The sequence below is a fragment of the Nocardioides marinquilinus genome, assembly GCF_039543705.1.
GTDB classification, from domain to species: domain Bacteria; phylum Actinomycetota; class Actinomycetes; order Propionibacteriales; family Nocardioidaceae; genus Nocardioides; species Nocardioides marinquilinus.
Genome location: NZ_BAABKG010000007.1, coordinates 23528 through 39944, shown reverse-complemented (window position 1 = coordinate 39944; position 16417 = coordinate 23528). Strand labels below are relative to the sequence as shown.

General features: G+C 73.4%; 17 protein-coding genes. 8 read left to right on the top strand and 9 right to left on the bottom strand.

Going from position 1 to position 16417, the window contains the following annotated elements; all coding sequences use genetic code 11:
- Positions 1-5 precede the first annotated feature (5 nt).
- Genes ABEA04_RS21380 through ABEA04_RS21370 form a run of 3 tightly spaced genes read right to left on the bottom strand, consistent with a single transcriptional unit; the run spans position 6 to position 2786 of the window.
- Positions 6-1205 (bottom strand): NAD(P)H-binding protein, encoded by a 1200-nt coding sequence (locus ABEA04_RS21380; RefSeq protein WP_345464402.1) that lies wholly within the window; start codon positions 1203-1205, stop codon positions 6-8.
- The gene (locus ABEA04_RS21375) at positions 1205-1867 is read right to left on the bottom strand and encodes a hypothetical protein (protein WP_345463800.1); all 663 of its coding nucleotides are present in this window, start codon (positions 1865-1867) and stop codon (positions 1205-1207) included. Before ABEA04_RS21375 ends, ABEA04_RS21380 begins: the two co-directional genes overlap by 1 nt.
- Positions 1860-2786: a 5'-3' exonuclease gene (locus ABEA04_RS21370; RefSeq protein WP_345464400.1), complete on the bottom strand. Its 927-nt coding sequence runs from the start codon at positions 2784-2786 to the stop codon at positions 1860-1862. Before ABEA04_RS21370 ends, ABEA04_RS21375 begins: the two co-directional genes overlap by 8 nt.
- 67 nt (positions 2787-2853) lie before the next feature.
- Between ABEA04_RS21370 and ABEA04_RS21365 the strand changes: the two genes are divergently transcribed.
- A complete protein-coding gene (locus tag ABEA04_RS21365) occupies positions 2854-3309 on the top strand; it encodes an Lrp/AsnC family transcriptional regulator (protein ID WP_345463797.1) in 456 nt (151 codons plus the stop codon).
- Between the two features lie 565 nt (positions 3310-3874).
- Here the strand turns inward: ABEA04_RS21365 and ABEA04_RS21360 are convergent.
- The gene (locus tag ABEA04_RS21360; RefSeq protein ID WP_345463794.1) at positions 3875-5350 is read right to left on the bottom strand and encodes a KamA family radical SAM protein; all 1476 of its coding nucleotides are present in this window, start codon (positions 5348-5350) and stop codon (positions 3875-3877) included.
- A 61-nt stretch (positions 5351-5411) separates the two neighbouring features.
- Here ABEA04_RS21360 and kdd point away from each other — a divergent pair, with 61 nt between their 5' ends.
- The 7 genes from kdd (at position 5412) to ABEA04_RS21325 (ending at position 12751) form a co-directional block, all read left to right on the top strand.
- On the top strand, positions 5412-6458 hold the full coding sequence (kdd, locus tag ABEA04_RS21355) for an L-erythro-3,5-diaminohexanoate dehydrogenase (RefSeq protein ID WP_345463791.1): 1047 nt from the start codon (positions 5412-5414) through the stop codon (positions 6456-6458).
- Complete coding sequence (kamD, locus tag ABEA04_RS21350) at positions 6455-8050, top strand: lysine 5,6-aminomutase subunit alpha (protein WP_345463788.1); 1596 nt, start codon at positions 6455-6457, stop codon at positions 8048-8050. Before kdd ends, kamD begins: the two co-directional genes overlap by 4 nt.
- On the top strand, positions 8047-8829 hold the full coding sequence (gene kamE / locus ABEA04_RS21345) for a lysine 5,6-aminomutase subunit beta (protein ID WP_345463785.1): 783 nt from the start codon (positions 8047-8049) through the stop codon (positions 8827-8829). The genes kamD and kamE overlap by 4 nt, the downstream gene beginning before the upstream one ends.
- Positions 8826-9215, top strand: coding sequence for a 3-aminobutyryl-CoA ammonia lyase (gene kal / locus ABEA04_RS21340; RefSeq protein WP_345463782.1), 390 nt, complete (start codon positions 8826-8828; stop codon positions 9213-9215). Before kamE ends, kal begins: the two co-directional genes overlap by 4 nt.
- Before the next feature lie 700 nt (positions 9216-9915).
- Complete coding sequence (lnt, locus tag ABEA04_RS21335) at positions 9916-11478, top strand: apolipoprotein N-acyltransferase (protein WP_345463779.1); 1563 nt, start codon at positions 9916-9918, stop codon at positions 11476-11478.
- Positions 11478-12242 carry a polyprenol monophosphomannose synthase gene (locus ABEA04_RS21330; protein ID WP_345464397.1) on the top strand — a complete coding sequence of 255 codons (765 nt, stop codon included), beginning with the start codon at positions 11478-11480 and terminating at the stop codon, positions 12240-12242. The genes lnt and ABEA04_RS21330 overlap by 1 nt, the downstream gene beginning before the upstream one ends.
- A gap of 5 nt (positions 12243-12247) precedes the next feature.
- Positions 12248-12751 carry an FxsA family protein gene (locus ABEA04_RS21325; RefSeq protein ID WP_345463776.1) on the top strand — a complete coding sequence of 168 codons (504 nt, stop codon included), beginning with the start codon at positions 12248-12250 and terminating at the stop codon, positions 12749-12751.
- A 57-nt stretch (positions 12752-12808) separates the two neighbouring features.
- Here the strand turns inward: ABEA04_RS21325 and ABEA04_RS21320 are convergent, their stop codons facing one another.
- From ABEA04_RS21320 to ABEA04_RS21300, 5 genes are all read right to left on the bottom strand, one after another.
- Positions 12809-13195: an RNA polymerase-binding protein RbpA gene (locus ABEA04_RS21320; protein WP_345463773.1), complete on the bottom strand. Its 387-nt coding sequence runs from the start codon at positions 13193-13195 to the stop codon at positions 12809-12811.
- 174 nt (positions 13196-13369) lie between these two features.
- Positions 13370-14764 carry an MFS transporter gene (locus ABEA04_RS21315; RefSeq protein WP_345463770.1) on the bottom strand — a complete coding sequence of 465 codons (1395 nt, stop codon included), beginning with the start codon at positions 14762-14764 and terminating at the stop codon, positions 13370-13372.
- Entirely contained in the window at positions 14761-15579 is an 819-nt protein-coding gene (locus tag ABEA04_RS21310) for a glycerophosphodiester phosphodiesterase family protein (protein WP_345463767.1), read from the bottom strand. Before ABEA04_RS21310 ends, ABEA04_RS21315 begins: the two co-directional genes overlap by 4 nt.
- 16 nt (positions 15580-15595) lie before the next feature.
- Positions 15596-15970, bottom strand: coding sequence for a YdeI/OmpD-associated family protein (locus tag ABEA04_RS21305; RefSeq protein WP_345463764.1), 375 nt, complete (start codon positions 15968-15970; stop codon positions 15596-15598).
- On the bottom strand, positions 15967-16371 hold the full coding sequence (locus ABEA04_RS21300; RefSeq protein ID WP_345463761.1) for a VOC family protein: 405 nt from the start codon (positions 16369-16371) through the stop codon (positions 15967-15969). Before ABEA04_RS21300 ends, ABEA04_RS21305 begins: the two co-directional genes overlap by 4 nt.
- Between the last annotated feature and the right edge of the window lie 46 nt (positions 16372-16417).

Below are 16417 nucleotides of genomic sequence, written 5' to 3'. Positions count from 1 at the left end.
CCACGCTACGAGGCGGGCGATGACGGCAGCCCGTTGATGGGCCACACCGCGCCCGACGACGCCTCGTCGCGGATCGAGGCGACCAGCACCTCGGCCAGGTCGGCGCGCGGCACCGGGCCGGGCGTCGTCCCGTCGCCGAGGCCGACCTCGCCGGTGGCGGGCTCGTCGGTGAGGTAGGACGGGCGGAACGCCGTCCACGCCAGGCCGGCGCCCGGCAGCGAGGCGACGACCTCGTCCTCCTTGCCGTCGGCCACCAGCAGCAACCGGTTGGTGCCCGCGCGGCGGGCCGCCTCGACCGTCACCGCCAGCCCCGACGGCGCCAGGTGGACGACGCCCGCGCACCCGCGCAGCGCGGCCGCCAGCGCCGACGGCCCCTGCTCGGTGACGTCGACCATGCGCACCTCGGCCCCGGCCCGCTCGAGCAGCGCGCGGTGCGCCTCGTTGCGCACCAGCGCGACGGCGGGCACGTCCTCGCGGCGCGCGAGGACGTCGACGACGTGGCGGCCGAGCCGACCGTGCGCCCCGACGACGGCGATGCGCGGCCGGTCGGCCCAGCGGTCGGGGGTGGCCTTCGTCGTCCACGGCGCGGTCGAGCCCTCGAGCAGCGGCAGGTCGGGCCGGTGGGCGCGCAACCAGGCCGTCGCGGCCGGGACGGCGGGGTCGCCGGGCTCGGTGAGCACGACCGCCCGCAGCTGGGTGGTCGTCAGGCCGAGCCACTCGGCGAGCATCGGCGGCCGCTGCACGTGCGGCGGGTCGAGCAGGCTGTCGTCGGCCAGCACGAACCGCAGGCACTCGAAGCCCGCCTCGCCGCCCATCTGCTTGGCCGCGCGCAGGTCGAAGGAGGTGTGGCTGACCGAGCCCACCCAGGCCCAGGGGATCGTCGTCCACGCGAGCTCGTCGGGCATGTCGTCGATGCCCGCGCCCTCGTGGAGGTGGACGCCGTCGCCGTCGAACCGGGCCAGCAGCACCGGCCGGCTCAGCTCGCGCAGGCCGCGCAGGCCGCGCACGCCCCAGCTGACCCCGAACGCGCCGAGCACGCCGATGACCACCGCGCTGAGCGCCTGCGGCCGGCTCAGCTGTTGGGTGAGCAGGCCGATGAAGCAGCCCGCGGCCAGCAACCCGGCGAAGGCGGTGAACCCGACGGCCATGCCGCGGGCCCAGCCGAGCGCGGCCCCGGGCGCGACGCGGACCTCGTGCGGCTCCATCACTCGGCCTCCCTCTCGTAGGTCTCGGGGCTCGCGCCCGTGCGGTCGATGCTGTCGACCACCCGCAGGGCCGGACGGCGTCGCCGCACGTCGCCCAGCACCGCGCGGGCGAGGTCGAGGTCGGGTGACTGCAGCACCCACGACGTCGCGACCGCCTCGACGGGTTGGCCGATCAGGTTGCTGCGCAGGGCGAGCCGGTCGGCGGGGACTCCGGCGCCGACGTCGACGCCGGGCCGGGGCATGAAGTGCAGGTAGTAGTAGCGCAGCCCCCGCGCCGGGCTGCCGGCCAGTGGGCTCGCGACGAGCGCGACGCAGTCGTCCCACGCGAGCACGGCCGGGTGGGCGGACCGGCGGCTGCCGGCGTCGTGGTTGAAGACGGTGACGGCGTCGTCGTCGAGCACGAGCCGCGGCGGCGACGGCTCGGCCTGCGCCCGCCGCACCCGCACCAGCACCGCCAGCGGCCGGATCGACCGTCCGGCGAGCAGCGCCCCGAGCGCCACCAGCAGACCGCCGCCGACGAGCGAGCGGGTGGTGCCGTCGAGCACGAGCACCGCCCCCAGGACGACGATGCCGACGCACACGACGACGTTGAGGCCCAGGGCGGCCCACGCCCGCTTCTCGACGACCGCTGACGAGGGACGGACGACGAGCGGCTCAGCCACGCCCGGAGCCACCGCCCAGCACCGTCACCAGCCGCGCGGCGGGGGAGCCGAGGCTCCACTGCTCGGCGAGGGCGGCGACGCGGTCGGGGTCGGCCGGCGTCGTGGGCAGCTCGTGGCCGGTGCGCGGGAGATCGATGTCGCGCGCGACCGCGACGACCTGGGGGGCGACGGCCAGGTAGTCGTCGGCGGCCTTGATCTTGCCGCGCGGGCCCGGGCCCATCTCGGAGTCGGGGTCGCCGGCCGCCGCGACGATGCCGTCGAGGTCGCCGTGGCGCTGCAGCAGGGTGGCCGCGGTCTTCTCGCCGACGCCGGCGACGCCGGGCAGGCCGTCGGAGGCGTCACCGCGCAGGGTGGCGAAGTCGGCGTACTGCCCGGCCTCGACGCCGTACTTGGCGCGCACCCACGCCTGGTCGACCTTCTCGTGGCGCCCGACGCCGCGCCCGATGTAGAGCACGCGCACCGGACCGCCCTCGCCGTCGTCGTCGACGAGCTGGAAGAGGTCGCGGTCGCCGGTGACGACGTCGACGGGCTGCCCGGCGTCCGTGGCGAGCGTGCCGATGACGTCGTCCGCCTCGTAGCCGGGCGCGCCGACCACGCTGATGCCGAACGCCGCCAGCACCTCGCGCAGGATCGGCACCTGTCGCTCGAGCGGGTCGGGCACCTCCTCGACGTCGGGCGCCGTGGCGACCTCCTCGACGACGCGGTGCGCCTTGTAGCTGGGGATGAGGTCGACGCGCCACTGCGGGCGCCAGTCGTCGTCCCAGCAGCAGACGAGGTGGCTGGGGCGGTACTCCTCGACGAGGCGGCTGAGGTAGTCGAGCATGCCGCGGACGGCGTTGACGTTGGTGCCGTCGGGGGCGGCGTGCTCCGGGATGCCGAAGAAGGCCCGGAAGTACATCGAGGCGCTGTCGAGGAGCATGAGGTGGCCGGACTGCGGGCTGGTCACGGGCGCATCGTGTCATGCGGCTCCCACTACTGTGACCGCCGTGACGGGAGAGCCGGAGGAGACCGACCGCAGGATCCTCGGTCTGCTGGCCGAGGACGGCCGGATGTCGTTCACCGACCTCGGCCGCGCGACCGGCCTGTCGACGTCCGCGGTGCACCAGCGGGTCAAGCGCCTCGAGGCCCGCGGGCTGATCGCCGGCTACGGCGCGGTCGTCGACCACGACCTCGTCGGCCTGCCCCTGACGGCGTTCATCTCGATCCGCCCCATCGACCCCTCCCAGCCCGACGACTCGCCCGACCGGCTCGCCGGGCTGCCGGAGATCGAGTCGTGCTGGTCGGTGGCGGGGGAGGAGTCATACATCCTCAAGGTGCGCGTCGGCACCCCCGCCGACCTCGAGGACCTGCTCGCCCGCGTCCGCTCCGCCGCCAACGTCTCCACGCGGACGACGATCGTCCTCTCCACGCCGTACGAGAACCGGTCGGTGCTCGGCGACTGAGTGGCTGGCCGGCTGGTTCGACTGCCTCGAGGCGGCGGGGGCGGCGGGGGCGGTGCGTGAGCCACGGTTCGACGTGCCACGACGGTGGCTGACGCACCGCCCACCGGGTCGAGCCGGGGTGGCGGTGCGTGAGCCACGGTTCGACGCGCCACGACGGTGGCTGACGCACCGCCCACCGGGTCGAGCCGGGGTGGCGGTGCGTGAGCCACGGTTCGACGTGCCGCGACGGTGGCTGACGCACCGCCCACCGGGCCGAGCTGGGCCAGCGGTGACTGAGTTCCCGAACCGAGCCGCGAAACGGTCACCAGCTCACCGCCCACCCAAACTCAGCCGGGCCAGCGGTGCGCCAGTTCCCGAACCGAGCCGCAGAACGGTCACCAGCTCACCGCCCACGCGCACCCAGCGGGGGTGGCGGTGCCTTAGTTCCCGAACCGAACCGCGGAACGGTCACCAGCTCACCGCCCACCCGAACCCAGCCGGGCCAGCGGTGCCTCAGTTACCGAACCGAGCCGCAGAACGGTAGACAGCTCACCGCCGACCCGGGCCGAGCCGGCGACGAGCCGGCTCAGTACGCCTGCAGCGCCGCGGTGCGGCGCGAGGCCTCGGCGACCTCGGCGGCCTTGAGGGCGGAGGTGTCGAGGTCGGCGTGCTGGGCCCACCACGCCTGGCCCTCGGCGGGCAGGGTGTGGATCGGGTCGTAGTACTCGTAGGTGGTGTCCATGTCGTGGCCCTCGTCCATCTCGATCGAGGTCCGGTAGTTCTTGGTCCAGTACGAGATGCCGCGCACGGCGTCGTAGGAGGCCAGCTGGTGCACCCACCGCTTGCCGACGAACGGGACGTCGCACACGATGCGCGGCGTCGCGAAGCCCGGCAGGTAGCCCATGATGTGGTGCTGCAGGCGCTGCGCGTCACCGACCGAGACCCGCCAGTGCTCCGAGTACGGGATCATGTCGCACATGTAGAAGTAGTAGGGCATGATCTGCGCGCCGTCGAGGAGGGCGAAGCACAGGTCGAGCAGCGCGTGCGGGTCGGCGTTGACGCCGTCCAGCAGCACCCCCTGGTTGCGGACGTCGCGCACCCCGGCCTCGAGCATCGCCCGCGACGCCTCGGCGACGATCGGGGTGATCGAGCTCGCGTGGTTGGCGTGGGTGTGGATGGCGATCGAGACGCCGCGCGCGCGGGCGATGCCGGCCACGCGGGCCATGCCCTCGCGCACGGAGTCCTGCAGCCAGTGCTGCGGGAGGCCGACCAGCGCCTTGGTGGCCAGGCGGATGTCGCGGATGTTCTCGACCTCGAGCACCGAGGTGAGGAACGCCTCGAGGCGCGGCCACGGCATGTTGGCGACGTCGCCGCCGGAGACGACGACGTCGCGCACCTGCGGGGTGCGGCGCAGGTAGTCGAGCATCGACTCGAGGCGGTCGTTCGGCTTGGCGACGAACTTCAGCTTGTCGACGGTCGGGGTGGAGTTGCCGACCAGGTCCATGCGGGTGCAGTGGCCGCAGTACTGCGGGCACGTGGGCAGCAGCTCGGCGAGCACCTTGGTCGGGTAGCGGTGCGTGAGGCCCTCGGCGACCCACATGTCGTGCTCGTGCAGCGAGTCGCGGGTGGCGTGGGGGTGGCTCGGCCAGTCGGTGCGGCGGTCGCTGAAGACCGGGATCATGTAGTGGCGCACCGGGTCGGCGTAGAACGCCTCGGTGAGCGAGCCGGCCGTCAGCGCGACACCGTCGCGGCCGGCGTGCGGCACCATCGTGTTCATCATCTGCGGCGGCACGAGCATCGACATCGTGGCGCGCTCGGCCTGGTCGCGCTCGAGGTCGGCGAAGAACCGCTCCTCGACGAGGTCGCCGAGCAGCTCGCGCAGCTGCTTGACGTTCTTCACGCAGTGCGCGCGCTGCCACTGCACCGACGCCCAGTCCTCGGCGGTGACGTCGCGCCAGCCCGGGAAGCGGGTCCAGTCGGGCTCGACCAGCTCGGTGCGCCGGTAGGGGTAGGGCTGCCCGGCCTCGGCGGCGAGGCGTCCGACGGAGGTGTCGATGCTCATGCGCGACAGGTTACGCGCAAAGTTTGCGGAGTTCACATCGATCCGCCGTAGGATTTGCCGCATGTCGGCCGCTTTCCCGCACGTCAGTGATCCCACCGGGCTGCACCGGGTGCTCGACCGTCCCGCCGTCCTGCCGCAGGCGGCCCAGGCGCTCGACACCCGCCGCGAGCTGTGGCCCGACGAGGTGCGGGTGCGCGTCGAGCGCCTCAACCTCGACGCCGCCTCGTTCCGCCAGCTCGAGCGCACCCACGAGGGGTCGGGGGACGCCGTCCGCGCGGCCGTGCTCGACATCGTGCGCACCCGCGGCAAGATGCAGAACCCCGAGACCGGCTCCGGCGGCATGCTCGTCGGCACCGTCGAGGAGGTCGGCCCCGACTCCCCGCTGGGCCTGGCGGTCGGCGACCGCGTCGCCACCCTGGTCTCGCTCACCCTCACCCCGCTCGTGATCGAGGACGACCTGCGCGCGTGGGACGGCCGCTCCGAGCAGGTGCCGTGCGACGGCTACGCCGTGCTGTTCGGCCGCTCCATCGCCGCCGTCCTGCCCGACGACCTGCCCGCGCCGCTCAGCCTGTCGGTCATGGACGTGTGCGGGGCGCCCGCCCTCACCGAGCGGGTCGTGCACCACTACGCCGAGCCGGTCGTGGTGGTCATCGGCGCCGCGGGCAAGTCGGGCTCGCTCAGCCTGGCCGCCGCGCGGGACGCCGGCGCCGGCCGCACCATCGGCGTCGTCCCGCACCGGGACGAGGCCGACCTGCTCGAGGCCGCCGGCCTGGCCGACGAGGTGGCGGTCGCCGACGCCCGCGACCCGATCGCCCTGCGCGACGCCGTCGAGAAGGCGGGCGGCCCGGCCGACGTCACCATCGTCTGCGTCGACGTGCCCGGCTGCGAGGGCGGCGCCGTGCTCGCCACCGCCGACGGCGGCACCGTGGTGTTCTTCTCCATGGCCACTTCCTTCTCCGCCGCGGCGCTCGGCGCCGAGGGCCTCGCCGCCGACGTCACCATGCTCGTCGGCAACGGCTACGTGCCCGGCCACGCCGACCGCGCGCTCGAGCTGCTGCGCGCCCACGACGGCGTCCGCTCGCTGTTCGAGGGGAGGCTCGAGGCGTGAGCCGCCCCAAGCCGAAGCTCGGGCTCGACCCCGCCGTCGTCCGGCAGGCGCGCAGCCTGGCCCGCAAGGCCGGCCGCCCCATCGTGAGGCTGGCCCAGCAGCACACCACCGTCGCCGTCGAGCGCGCCACGCTGCGCCTGGCCGGCCTCGGCGGCGCCGACGACGAGGGCACCCCCTGGGTCAACCGGCTCGCCGACGTCGTCCGCGCCGACCTGCACGACGTGGGCGGCCTCGAGCACGGCCTCTCGCTGCCGGTCTACGACGCCCTGCTGCGCGGCGAGGCCGACGACCTCGGCGTCCTGGCGCAGAAGGCGGCCGCCGGCAGCGTGCGGTTCCGGCTGCCCGAGGGCCGCGACGCCCAGCGCGCCCGCACCGCGAGCCGCAAGGCGGTCGCGGCCGGCATCAAGCGGGTCGACCGCCGCCGCACCGAGCGCGAGCGCCTCGTCACCCGCCACGGCGACGCCCCGCGCACGCCGTGGATCTACCTCATCGTCGCCACCGGCGACATCTACGAGGACATCCCGCAGGCCCAGCAGGCCGCGCGCGAGGGCGCCGACGTCATCGCCGTCATCCGCTCCACCGGCCAGAGCCTGCTCGACTTCGTGCCCGAGGGCGCCACGCGCGAGGGCTACGCCGGCACCTACGCCACGCAGGAGAACTTCCGCCTGATGCGGGCCGCGCTCGACGACTCGAGCAAGGAGCTCGGTCGCTACGTGCGACTGACCAACTACGCCAGCGGCCTCTGCATGCCCGAGATCGCCGCCCTCGCGGGGCTCGAGCGGCTCGACATGATGCTCAACGACTCGATGTACGGGATCCTGTTCCGCGACATCAACCCCGTGCGCACCTTCGTCGACCAGCGCTTCAGCCGCCAGGTGCACGCCCGCGCCGGCATCATCATCAACACCGGCGAGGACAACTACCTCACCACCGCCGACGCCGTCGAGGCCGCGCACACGGTGACCACCTCGCAGCTGCTCAACGAGTACTTCGCCAAGGAGGCCGGGCTCGAGGACTGGCAGCTGGGCCTGGGCCACGCCTTCGAGATCGACCCCGCCGTGCCCGACTCGTTCCGCATGGAGCTCGCCCACGCGCTGCTGGCCCGTGAGCTGTTCCCCAAGGCGCCGCTGAAGTGGATGCCGCCCACGCGGCACATGACCGGCGACGTCTTCCGCGGCAACCTGCTCGACGGCTTCTTCAACCTCGCCGGCGCGCTCACCGGCCAGGGCATCCTGCTCGTCGGCATGATGACCGAGGCCGTGGTGACGCCGTGGATCTCCGACCGCGACATCGCCCTGCAGAACGTGCGCTACGTGATGGACGCCGCCGGCCGGCTGCACGAGGACTTCCACCCCTCGCCCGACGGGTTCATCGTCCAGCGCGCCAACCAGGTGCTGGGGGAGTCGATCGACCTGCTCGAGCGCATCCTCGCCCACGACCACGGCCTGCTCGACGCCATCGCCGACGGCACCTTCGGCCTGATGAAACGCCCCGCGGACGGCGGCCGCGGCCTCGACGGCGTGGCCCGCAAGTCCTCGGCCTACTACAACCCCGCCACCGAGATCCTCGACGCGAAGGAGGGCGTGCGATGACCGAGCCGACCGCCGAGCCGACCACCCCGCGCGTCGTGATGCCCTACGGCGACACCACCGGCGACGGCATGGTGCAGATCTCGTTCACGCTGCCGATGGCGCACTCCAAGGTCGCGGAGGGCTCCGCGATCCAATTGGCCAACAAGATGGGCATGGACCCCGCGCTGCTCGTGCACGCCAAGCCGATGGGCCCCGACTTCACCTTCTTCGTCGTCTACGGCCGGGTCAACCACGTCGTCGACCCCAGCCGGGTCGTCGTCGTCGAGCGCGACTACCCGCTGCTGTCGCCCAAGGAGGTCAACGCCGCGGTCAAGCGCTCGCTGCGCCGCCGGCTGACCGTCGTCGGCGCCTGCATCGGCACCGACGCCCACACCGTCGGCATCGACGCCATCCTCAACATCAAGGGCTTCGCCGGCGAGAAGGGCCTGGAGTACTACCGCGAGCTGAAGGTCGTGAACCTCGGCGCGCAGGTCTCGGTGCCCCAGCTCGTCGACCGCGCCCAGGCCGAGAAGGCCGACGCCGTCCTGGTCTCCCAGGTCGTCACCCAGCGCGACGCCCACCTGCTCAACACCCGCGAGATGTCGGCCGCCTTCCGCGAGGCCTACCCGGCCGAGCGGCGTCCGCTGCTCATCGTCGGCGGCCCCCGCTTCGACGAGGCCATGGCCGACGAGCTCGGCGTCGACCGCGTCTTCAGCCGCGGGACGACGCCCGGCGAGGTCGCCTCGTTCATCGCCCACCGCCTCGCCCCTGCCCCGACCCCCAGGAAGGTCGCCTCATGAGCAACGACCACCTCGTCGGCACCCGGGTGGTGCACCGCCGCTACGTGCCCTACGGCCACGCCCACTACGCCGGCAACCTCGTCGACGGCGCCTACAGCCTCGGCCTGTTCGGCGACGTCGCCACCGAGCTGTGCATCCACACCGACGGCGACGAGGGGCTGTTCGCCTCCTACAGCGACGTGCAGTTCAAGGCGCCCGTGCGCGCCGGCGACGTGCTCGAGGTCAGCGCCGAGCTGGTGCGCGCCGGCACCCGGTCGCGGCTCATGGAGTTCGCGGTGCACGTCGTCGCCCGCGGCGCCGCCACCGACGACGCTCCCGGCGCCGCTACCGTCCTCGACCCGCCGCTGCTGGCCACCACCGCCACCGGCACCGTCGTCGTCCCGTAGGGGGCTCCTCACGCTGGTCGAGGTGCGGGGAGCCTCACGGACCCTGAGCCTGTCGAAGGGCCCCGGCACGGACCCTGAGCCTGTCGAAGGGCCCTCGCGACGTCCGTGCTCGCGTTTGCGTCGTCCTTGCGTGGTCTCGTCACGCGCGTCGCGGGTTCGTTCCTCACCCGCGGCGCTTGCTCGACCTGCGGTCGGTGAGCCGCGCCCTCGTTCCTCGGGCTCGGCTCCGGCCTTGCAGAAGGCGGGAGGACCCGCTTCGGCCTTCGGCCGTCCCCGGCCACGACGGGCTGCCGTGACGGAGTCGTTGTCTAGGGCCGGGCGGGTCCTCCCGGGTCCACTCCCGTAGGGCGGACCGACCTCCGCGAACCATGGTCGACAGATGTTGGCGCTACACCTGACGACGACGGCCACTCGGACGTCGGTCCACCGGCCACGACCTGCACGAGCGGACCGGAGAACACTCTCGCCGGGCCGAAAGGGTGTCAACACGGCGCTGACCTGCGAGAACAAGCAAAGATGCAGGTCAGCGGCTCACCCCTCGGTGGCAAATAGTCACCGAAATAGTCCCAACGGACGGCGTGTCGCCGCCGACGCGCCGCCGGAACGGGCTATGGCGCCACTAGGGCTGCGGTCGTCCCCGCCGAGCGGGCGCCCGGGTTCGGGCGCAGCGGTGTCCGGGTGCCGGGTAGCGTTCCCCCTCGTGCCGCTCCGTCTGCTCGCCGCGGCGGTCGCCGGGCTCGCGCTCTCGCTGGCCTACGAGCCGGTGGCGCTGGCCTACCTGATGCCGTTCTCGCTGGCGGTCTACGCGCTGGTGACCCGCGGCCTGCGGGCGCGCGGCGGGTTCGCGGTCGGCCTGGTCTACGGCATCGCGTTCTACTACGTGCACATCTGGTGGATGAGCTCCTCGATCGGCACCGACGCCTGGGCGGCGCTCGCGGGCATCGAGGCGTTCTTCTACGGCCTGCTCGGCGCGGCGGCGACCGTGCTGCACCGGCTCAGGGCGTGGCCGGCGTGGCTCGCGCTGGCGTGGGTGGCCATGGAGGTCGTGCGCAGCGGCTGGCCCTTCAGCGGGATGCCGTGGGGCCGGCTCGGGTTCGGGGTGGTCGACACGCCCTACGCGCCCGCCCTGGCCTACGTCGGCGTCAACGGCGTCAGCCTGCTCGTGGCCGGCACCGGATTCCTGCTCGCCCGGCTCGTGCTCGCCGCCGGCGAGCAGCGGCTCTTCGCGGCCGCGGGCCTGGTCGGCGTCGTGGCCGTGGCCACGGTCCCGGCCGTCGTGCCCTGGACGCTGCCCACGACGGGCGAGACCACCGTCGCCGCCGTGCAGGGCGACGTCCCGGGGCCTGGCAACGACATCCTCTACGACCCCGACGGCGTCACCGAGAACCACGTCGTGGCCACCGAGCGTCTTGCCGCCGAGGTGGCGGCCGGTCGCGCGCCGGCGCCCGACTTCGTGCTCTGGCCCGAGAACTCCACCGCGCGCGACCCGTTCCGCTCCGAGGTGGTGCACGACGGCATCGAGCGCGCCGTCGCCGCGGCCGGCGTCCCCGTGGTGGTGGGGGCGATCGTCGACGACGGCCCCGACCACATCCTCAACCAGGGCATCGTGTGGGACCCCGTCACCGGGGCGGGGGAGCGCTACACCAAGTGGCACCCGGTGCCCTACGGCGAGTACATCCCGTTCCGGGCCTACCTCTCCGGCCTGTTCGGGCGCCTGGACCGCATCCCGCGCGACATGAAGAGCGGCAGCCGCACCGAGCCGCTGCGTGTGGCGGGCGTCGACGTCGCCGACGCCATCTGCTTCGACATCGCCTACGACGACGGTCTGACCGCCCAGCTCACCGACGGGGCCGAGCTGATGACGGTGCAGACCAGCAACGCCTCGTTCATCTTCACCGACCAGATCGAGCAGCAGTTCGCGATCACCCGCGCCCGGGCGCTCGAGAGCGGCAAGTACGTCGTCGTGGCGGCCGTCAACGGCATCACCGGCGTCATCGCGCCCGACGGCAGCGTCGTCGACCGCACGCAGCGCCTCACCCAGGACGTCGTCGTCGAGACCGTCGACCTGCGCAGCGGCGTCACTCCGGGCGTGCGGGTCGGCCGCGCCCTCGCCACCGTCGCGCCCGCGGCGACGCTGCTGGGCGTCCTGCTCGGCGTCGTGGTCGGCCGCCGTGACCGCCGTGACCGCCGCCGTGGGCCCGACGGCGACGCACCGGACGACGACGCCGCCACCGCGCCCGAGGAGCCCGCGTGCGTGTCGTGATGGTGCTGCCGACCTACAACGAGGCGGCGAACCTGGAGTGGATCGTCGGCCGGCTGCGGCGCGCGCACCCCGAGGTCGACGTCCTCGTCGTGGACGACGGCTCGCCCGACGGCACCGGCGACCTCGCCGACGCGCTGGCCGCGGCCGACCCCGCCGTCCACGTGGTGCACCGCACCGTGAAGGCCGGCCTCGGGGCGGCCTACCTGCACGGGTTCGCCTGGGCCCTCGGACGCGGCTACGACGTGGTCGGCGAGATGGACGCCGACGGCTCGCACCAGCCCGAGCAGCTGCACCGCCTGCTCGACGCGCTGCCCGAGGCCGACCTCGTGATCGGCTCGCGCTGGGTGCCCGGCGGCAGCGTCGTCAACTGGCCGCTGGCCCGCGAGGCGCTCTCGCGCGGCGGCAACCTCTACGTGCGGGCGCTGCTCGGCGTCCGCGTGCGCGACGCCACCGCCGGCTTCCGGCTCTTCCACCGCGCCACCCTCGAGCGGCTCGACCTCTCGCAGGTGCGCTCGAGCGGCTACGTCTTCCAGGCCGACCTCGTCACCCGCACCCTGCGGGCGGGGATGAGGGTGCGCGAGGTGCCCATCGAGTTCGTCGAGCGGGTGCGCGGGGAGTCGAAGATGAGCGGCGCCGTGGCCACCGAGTCGCTGCGCCGCATCACCGTGTGGGGCCTGCGCGAGCGGCGCGAGCAGCTGGCGCGGCGCTGGGACGCCGTCCGACCCGGCGCGCGGGCTCCGGTTCCGGGCGCCGACCTAGACTGAGGCCCATGGTGCAGGGCACGGCACGTCGGCGGCTCCCGTGGCTGCTGCTCGTCGCGTTCGTGGTGGTCCCGATCCTGGAGATCTACGTGATCATCCAGGTCGGCCAGGTCATCGGCGCGTGGTGGACGGTCGCGCTGCTGGTGGCCGACAGCATCCTCGGCAGCTGGCTGATCAAGCGCGAGGGCGGCCGGGCGTGGCGGGCACTGACCTCGGCGCTCGAGCAGGGCCGGATGCCGGCCACCGAGCTGGCCGACGGGGCGCTGCTGCTCGTCGGCGGCACCCTGATGCTGAGCCCGGGCTTCGTCACCGACGTCTTCGGCATCCTGCTCATCCTGCCGGTCACGCGGCCGCTGTTCCGTCGCGTGCTCGCCCGCGTGGTCACCCGCCGGCTCACGACCGTCCACGCCGGCCCCGTGCCGACCGCGGCCGGGTGGCCCACCGGGCGCGCCCGGCGTCCTGACGCACGACACCCCGGACCGGTGGTCCGAGGTGAGGTGGTCGACGAGTAGCTCGTCAGTGAGCCAGCAAGCCAGTCGATCAGCCGGCGGGCTGCCCGACCGTGTGGGTCAGGCGTTGGCCTTGCGCTTCTTGCCCGCGGCGCGGTGCAGGTGCGCCGGGCCGATCTCGCCGCCGCGGAGCAGCTCGAGGCGCTCCTTGAGGATGTCCTCGAGCTCCTTCTCCGAACGGCGCTCGAGGAGCATGTCCCAGTGGGTGCGGACCGGCTTCTCGGCCTTCTCCACGCGCTCGATGCCGGCCGTGCTCAGCGCCTCGGCGCCGCAGCGCGGGCACTCCCAGACGGCGGGCACGTCGGCCTCGACGGACATGGTGATCTCGAAGTCGTGGCCCTGGGCGCAGCGGTAGCCGACCTGCTGACGCGCCGCGAACTCGATGCCGCGCTCGTCCTCGAAGCTCTGGCCGCCGAGTCGCGCGCCACGCAGTGTGCGCTCTGCCATGAGGCACCTCCCAAAGTCGTCAGCGTGTCGCTCGAGTGATCTCGAGTGATGTGGTGGGGGTGGCTGAGGGTCGGCGTGCAGACCCGTTGCCCTCCTCAACCGTACCCACCCTGCCAAGCCCTCACGCGGACGATTTGCGGCCGCCCGGGCCGGGCGGCGCAGCGTCGCGGTGCGCTACAGCGTCGAGGGGACGACGTTTCCGGCCTCGCGGATGCCTCGCTGCGGGTCGAGCCGCATGAGGAAGAAGGCCCCGATGGCGAAGAACGCGATGAGGGCGAGCAGCGCGGGGCGGTAGGAGTCGGTGAGCTGGAAGACCAGCGCGAAGACCAGCGTGCCCAGCCACGACGTCCCCCGCTCGGCGGCGTTGTAGAGCGCGAAGTACTCGCCCTCGCGGCCGCGGGGGATCAGCAGGCTGTAGAACGAGCGCGAGAGCGCCTGGGTGCCGCCGAGCACCAGCCCGATGGCCAGCGCCACCAGCAGGAACAGCGGCACGTTCTTCTCGGGCAGGAAGAAGGCGACCACGACGATCACGATCCACACGAACGTGCCGTAGAGGATCGGCTTGTAGCTGCCGATGCGCGAGGCGATGCGCCCGAAGAGCAGCGCGCCGCCGAAGGCGACGAACTGGATGAGCAGGATGGTGCCGATCAGCACGCTGTCGCCGAAGCCGAGCGTCTTCGAGCCGTAGGTGGACGCCGCGTAGATGACGGTCTGGATGCCGTCGTTGAAGAACAGGTAGGCCACCAGGAAGGTGAGCGTCATCGGGTAGTTGCGCAGCTCCTTCAGGGTGCGGAACAGCTGGCCGAAGCTGCGGTCGACGATGCTGCCGGTGACCGGCAGCCGGTCGACCGGTGGCCGGTCGCGCAGCCGCACGAACGGGATGATCGTGAACGCCGCCCACCAGACCGCGGCCGAGAGCAGCGAGAGCCGCACCGCCATCGAGCTCGACAGCCCGACCGCGTCGTGCCCGAGGAACATCGCGAGGTTGATCGCCAGCAGCACGCCGCCGCCGAGGTAGCCGAACGCCCACCCCCGGGAGGAGACCCGGTCGCGCTCCTCCTCGGTCGAGATGTCGACCAGGATCGCGGAGTAGCTGATCACCGAGCAGCCGGCCAGCACGCTGCTCGCCACGATGGCGACCGCGCCGATCTGCCACTGGTCGTCCTTCATGAAGAACAGCAGCGAGGCGCACGCGGCGCCGGCCCAGGCGAAGAACGCCATGTGGCGCTTCTTGTGGTCCGAGCGGTCGACGACGGCGCCGACGATCGGCAGCAGGAACGCGCTGGCGATGGTGGCGAAGCTGGTCAGGTAGAACGGCAGCGACCCGGCGGCGAGGTCGAGGCCGAGCAGGCCGACGGTGTTGCCGCAGGTGGCGGCGTCGTCCAGGTTGTCGGGGCAGCCGGCGGCGTTGCCCGCGACCTCGATCATGTAGGGCGCGAACATCACGCTCAGCACCGTGGTGAAGTAGGCGCTGTTGGCCCAGTCGTACCAGTACCAGGCCTTCTGCTCGCGGGCGCGCTCGAGCGGGGCGAGGTCGGCGACCCCCCGGACGGCGGGGCTGTCGGTCATCGGGGGTCCCTCCCGGGGTCGAGCCATTGGCCGCGCTCGACGAGCGCGTCCTTGAGGACGTCGGTGCGATCGGTGAACAGGCCGTCGACGCCGAGGCCGGCCAGCTCGTGGATCTCGTCGCGGGTGTCGATGGTCCACACGTGCACGTGCTTGCCGGCGGCGTGCGCGGTGCGCAGCAGGCGTGGGGTGAGCACCGGCAGCCGGCCGCGGCGCCGCGGCACCTGCAGCGCGTCGAACGCCGCCCGGCGGCTGGGGCGCACCAGGAAGGCCGCGACCTCCGACGGCGAGGCGGACGTCGCGACCCGACCCTGCGTCAGGCGCCGGAACTCGCGCATCCGGGCGATGCCGAACGAGCCGACCAGCACGTCGTCCCACAGGCCCCGGGCGGCGACGAAGTCGGCCAGCGGCCGCACCGCGTTGTCGGACTTCAGGTCGATGTTGAACCGGGTGCCGCGGGGCAGCTCGTCGACCAGCTGCGCCAGCGCCGGCACCTCCTCGCGCCCGCCGACCCGCGCCTCGCGCACCTCGGCGTGGGTGAGCCCGGCGATGGCGCCCTGCCGGTCGGTGACGCGGTCGAGGACCGCGTCGTGGAAGGCCAGCAGGACGCCGTCGGCCGTGGCGTGGACGTCGGTCTCGAGGTAGCGGTAGCCGAGCGCGCTGGCGTGCCGGAAGGCCTGCATCGTGTTCTCGAGGCCCTCGAGGTCGGGGTGGTAGGCGCCGCCGCGGTGGGCGAAGGCGAGCACGGCGCCGGGGTGGTCGCGCACGTGGTCGAGGTAGGGCCGCCCCGTCCGTGGGGGAAGGGGGCGTGGGGTCACGGCGACGAGTATGTCCTCAGCCCTCCTCCCACGTCCCCCGTTCCCGCGCCCGGTCGACCTCGTGTCGCCCGCGGGCCGTCATCAGGCCGGCCGACTCCAGCTCGGCCACCCGCCTCCGGTTCGACCCGCTCCACCGGCTGCGCGGCCGGCGCGGGGTGAACCGCAGAACCGAGGAGTGCTCGTCGTGCCGGCGTCGAGTGCTGTCGATCCAGCCGAAGCAGACGGCCTGGCGCACGGCGTCCTCGTAGGTCGGCCCGGGGCGCGGGCTGTTCGTGTGGGGCAGCACGAGCCAGGCCTCCGTGGCACGGTCGGCGCGCTCGGCGAGCCAGGCCCGCCACGCGTCGGCGTCGGGGACGTCGACGACGGTCGGGGCGGTGGTGGGCCCGTTCATCGGGCCGACCCGACCGTGTCGAGGTAGTGCTGGTTGAACATGACGCCGAGCACGTTGCCGAACGGGTCGACCACCGAGGCGGTCGTGAAGCCCGGGCCGCGCGGGGTCGGCGGGTGGTGCGGCGTCGCGCCGAGGACGAGCAGGCGGTCGTGGGCGGCCTCGACGTCGTCCACGGCCCAGTAGGCGATCGCGCCGGCGACCTCGGGGCCGTGGGGTGCGTAGCGGCGGGCCATGACCCCCAGCTCGTGCTGGTGGTCGCCGACCCGGAACTCGACGTAGGCCGGGCCGGCGTCGTCCGCTCGCTCGAAGTAGGCCTCGACGCCGAGCACCTCGGCGTACCAGTCGCGGGCCGCGGCGACGTCGTCGGCGAGGTAGGTGATGGTGGTGAGTCCGCGCAGCACGGCTGCCTCCTGGGGTTGCTCCTGATGGGACGTGGACGACTCTGCC

What these genes read in the sequence shown, in the direction of transcription:
- ABEA04_RS21380 (WP_345464402.1), bottom strand. Translation starts at nt 1,205, where the DNA reads ATGGAGCCGCACGAGGTCCGCGTCGCGCCCGGGGCCGCGCTCGGCTGG.
- ABEA04_RS21370 (WP_345464400.1), bottom strand. Translation starts at nt 2,786, where the DNA reads ATGCTCCTCGACAGCGCCTCGATGTACTTCCGGGCCTTCTTCGGCATC.
- ABEA04_RS21360 (WP_345463794.1), bottom strand. Translation starts at nt 5,350, where the DNA reads ATGAGCATCGACACCTCCGTCGGACGCCTCGCCGCCGAGGCCGGGCAG.
- kdd (WP_345463791.1), top strand. Translation starts at nt 5,412, where the DNA reads ATGTCGGCCGCTTTCCCGCACGTCAGTGATCCCACCGGGCTGCACCGG.
- kamE (WP_345463785.1), top strand. Translation starts at nt 8,047, where the DNA reads ATGACCGAGCCGACCGCCGAGCCGACCACCCCGCGCGTCGTGATGCCC.
- kal (WP_345463782.1), top strand. Translation starts at nt 8,826, where the DNA reads ATGAGCAACGACCACCTCGTCGGCACCCGGGTGGTGCACCGCCGCTAC.
- ABEA04_RS21330 (WP_345464397.1), top strand. Translation starts at nt 11,478, where the DNA reads ATGGTGCTGCCGACCTACAACGAGGCGGCGAACCTGGAGTGGATCGTC.
- ABEA04_RS21325 (WP_345463776.1), top strand. Translation starts at nt 12,248, where the DNA reads ATGGTGCAGGGCACGGCACGTCGGCGGCTCCCGTGGCTGCTGCTCGTC.
- ABEA04_RS21320 (WP_345463773.1), bottom strand. Translation starts at nt 13,195, where the DNA reads ATGGCAGAGCGCACACTGCGTGGCGCGCGACTCGGCGGCCAGAGCTTC.
- ABEA04_RS21315 (WP_345463770.1), bottom strand. Translation starts at nt 14,764, where the DNA reads ATGACCGACAGCCCCGCCGTCCGGGGGGTCGCCGACCTCGCCCCGCTC.
- ABEA04_RS21305 (WP_345463764.1), bottom strand. Translation starts at nt 15,970, where the DNA reads ATGAACGGGCCCACCACCGCCCCGACCGTCGTCGACGTCCCCGACGCC.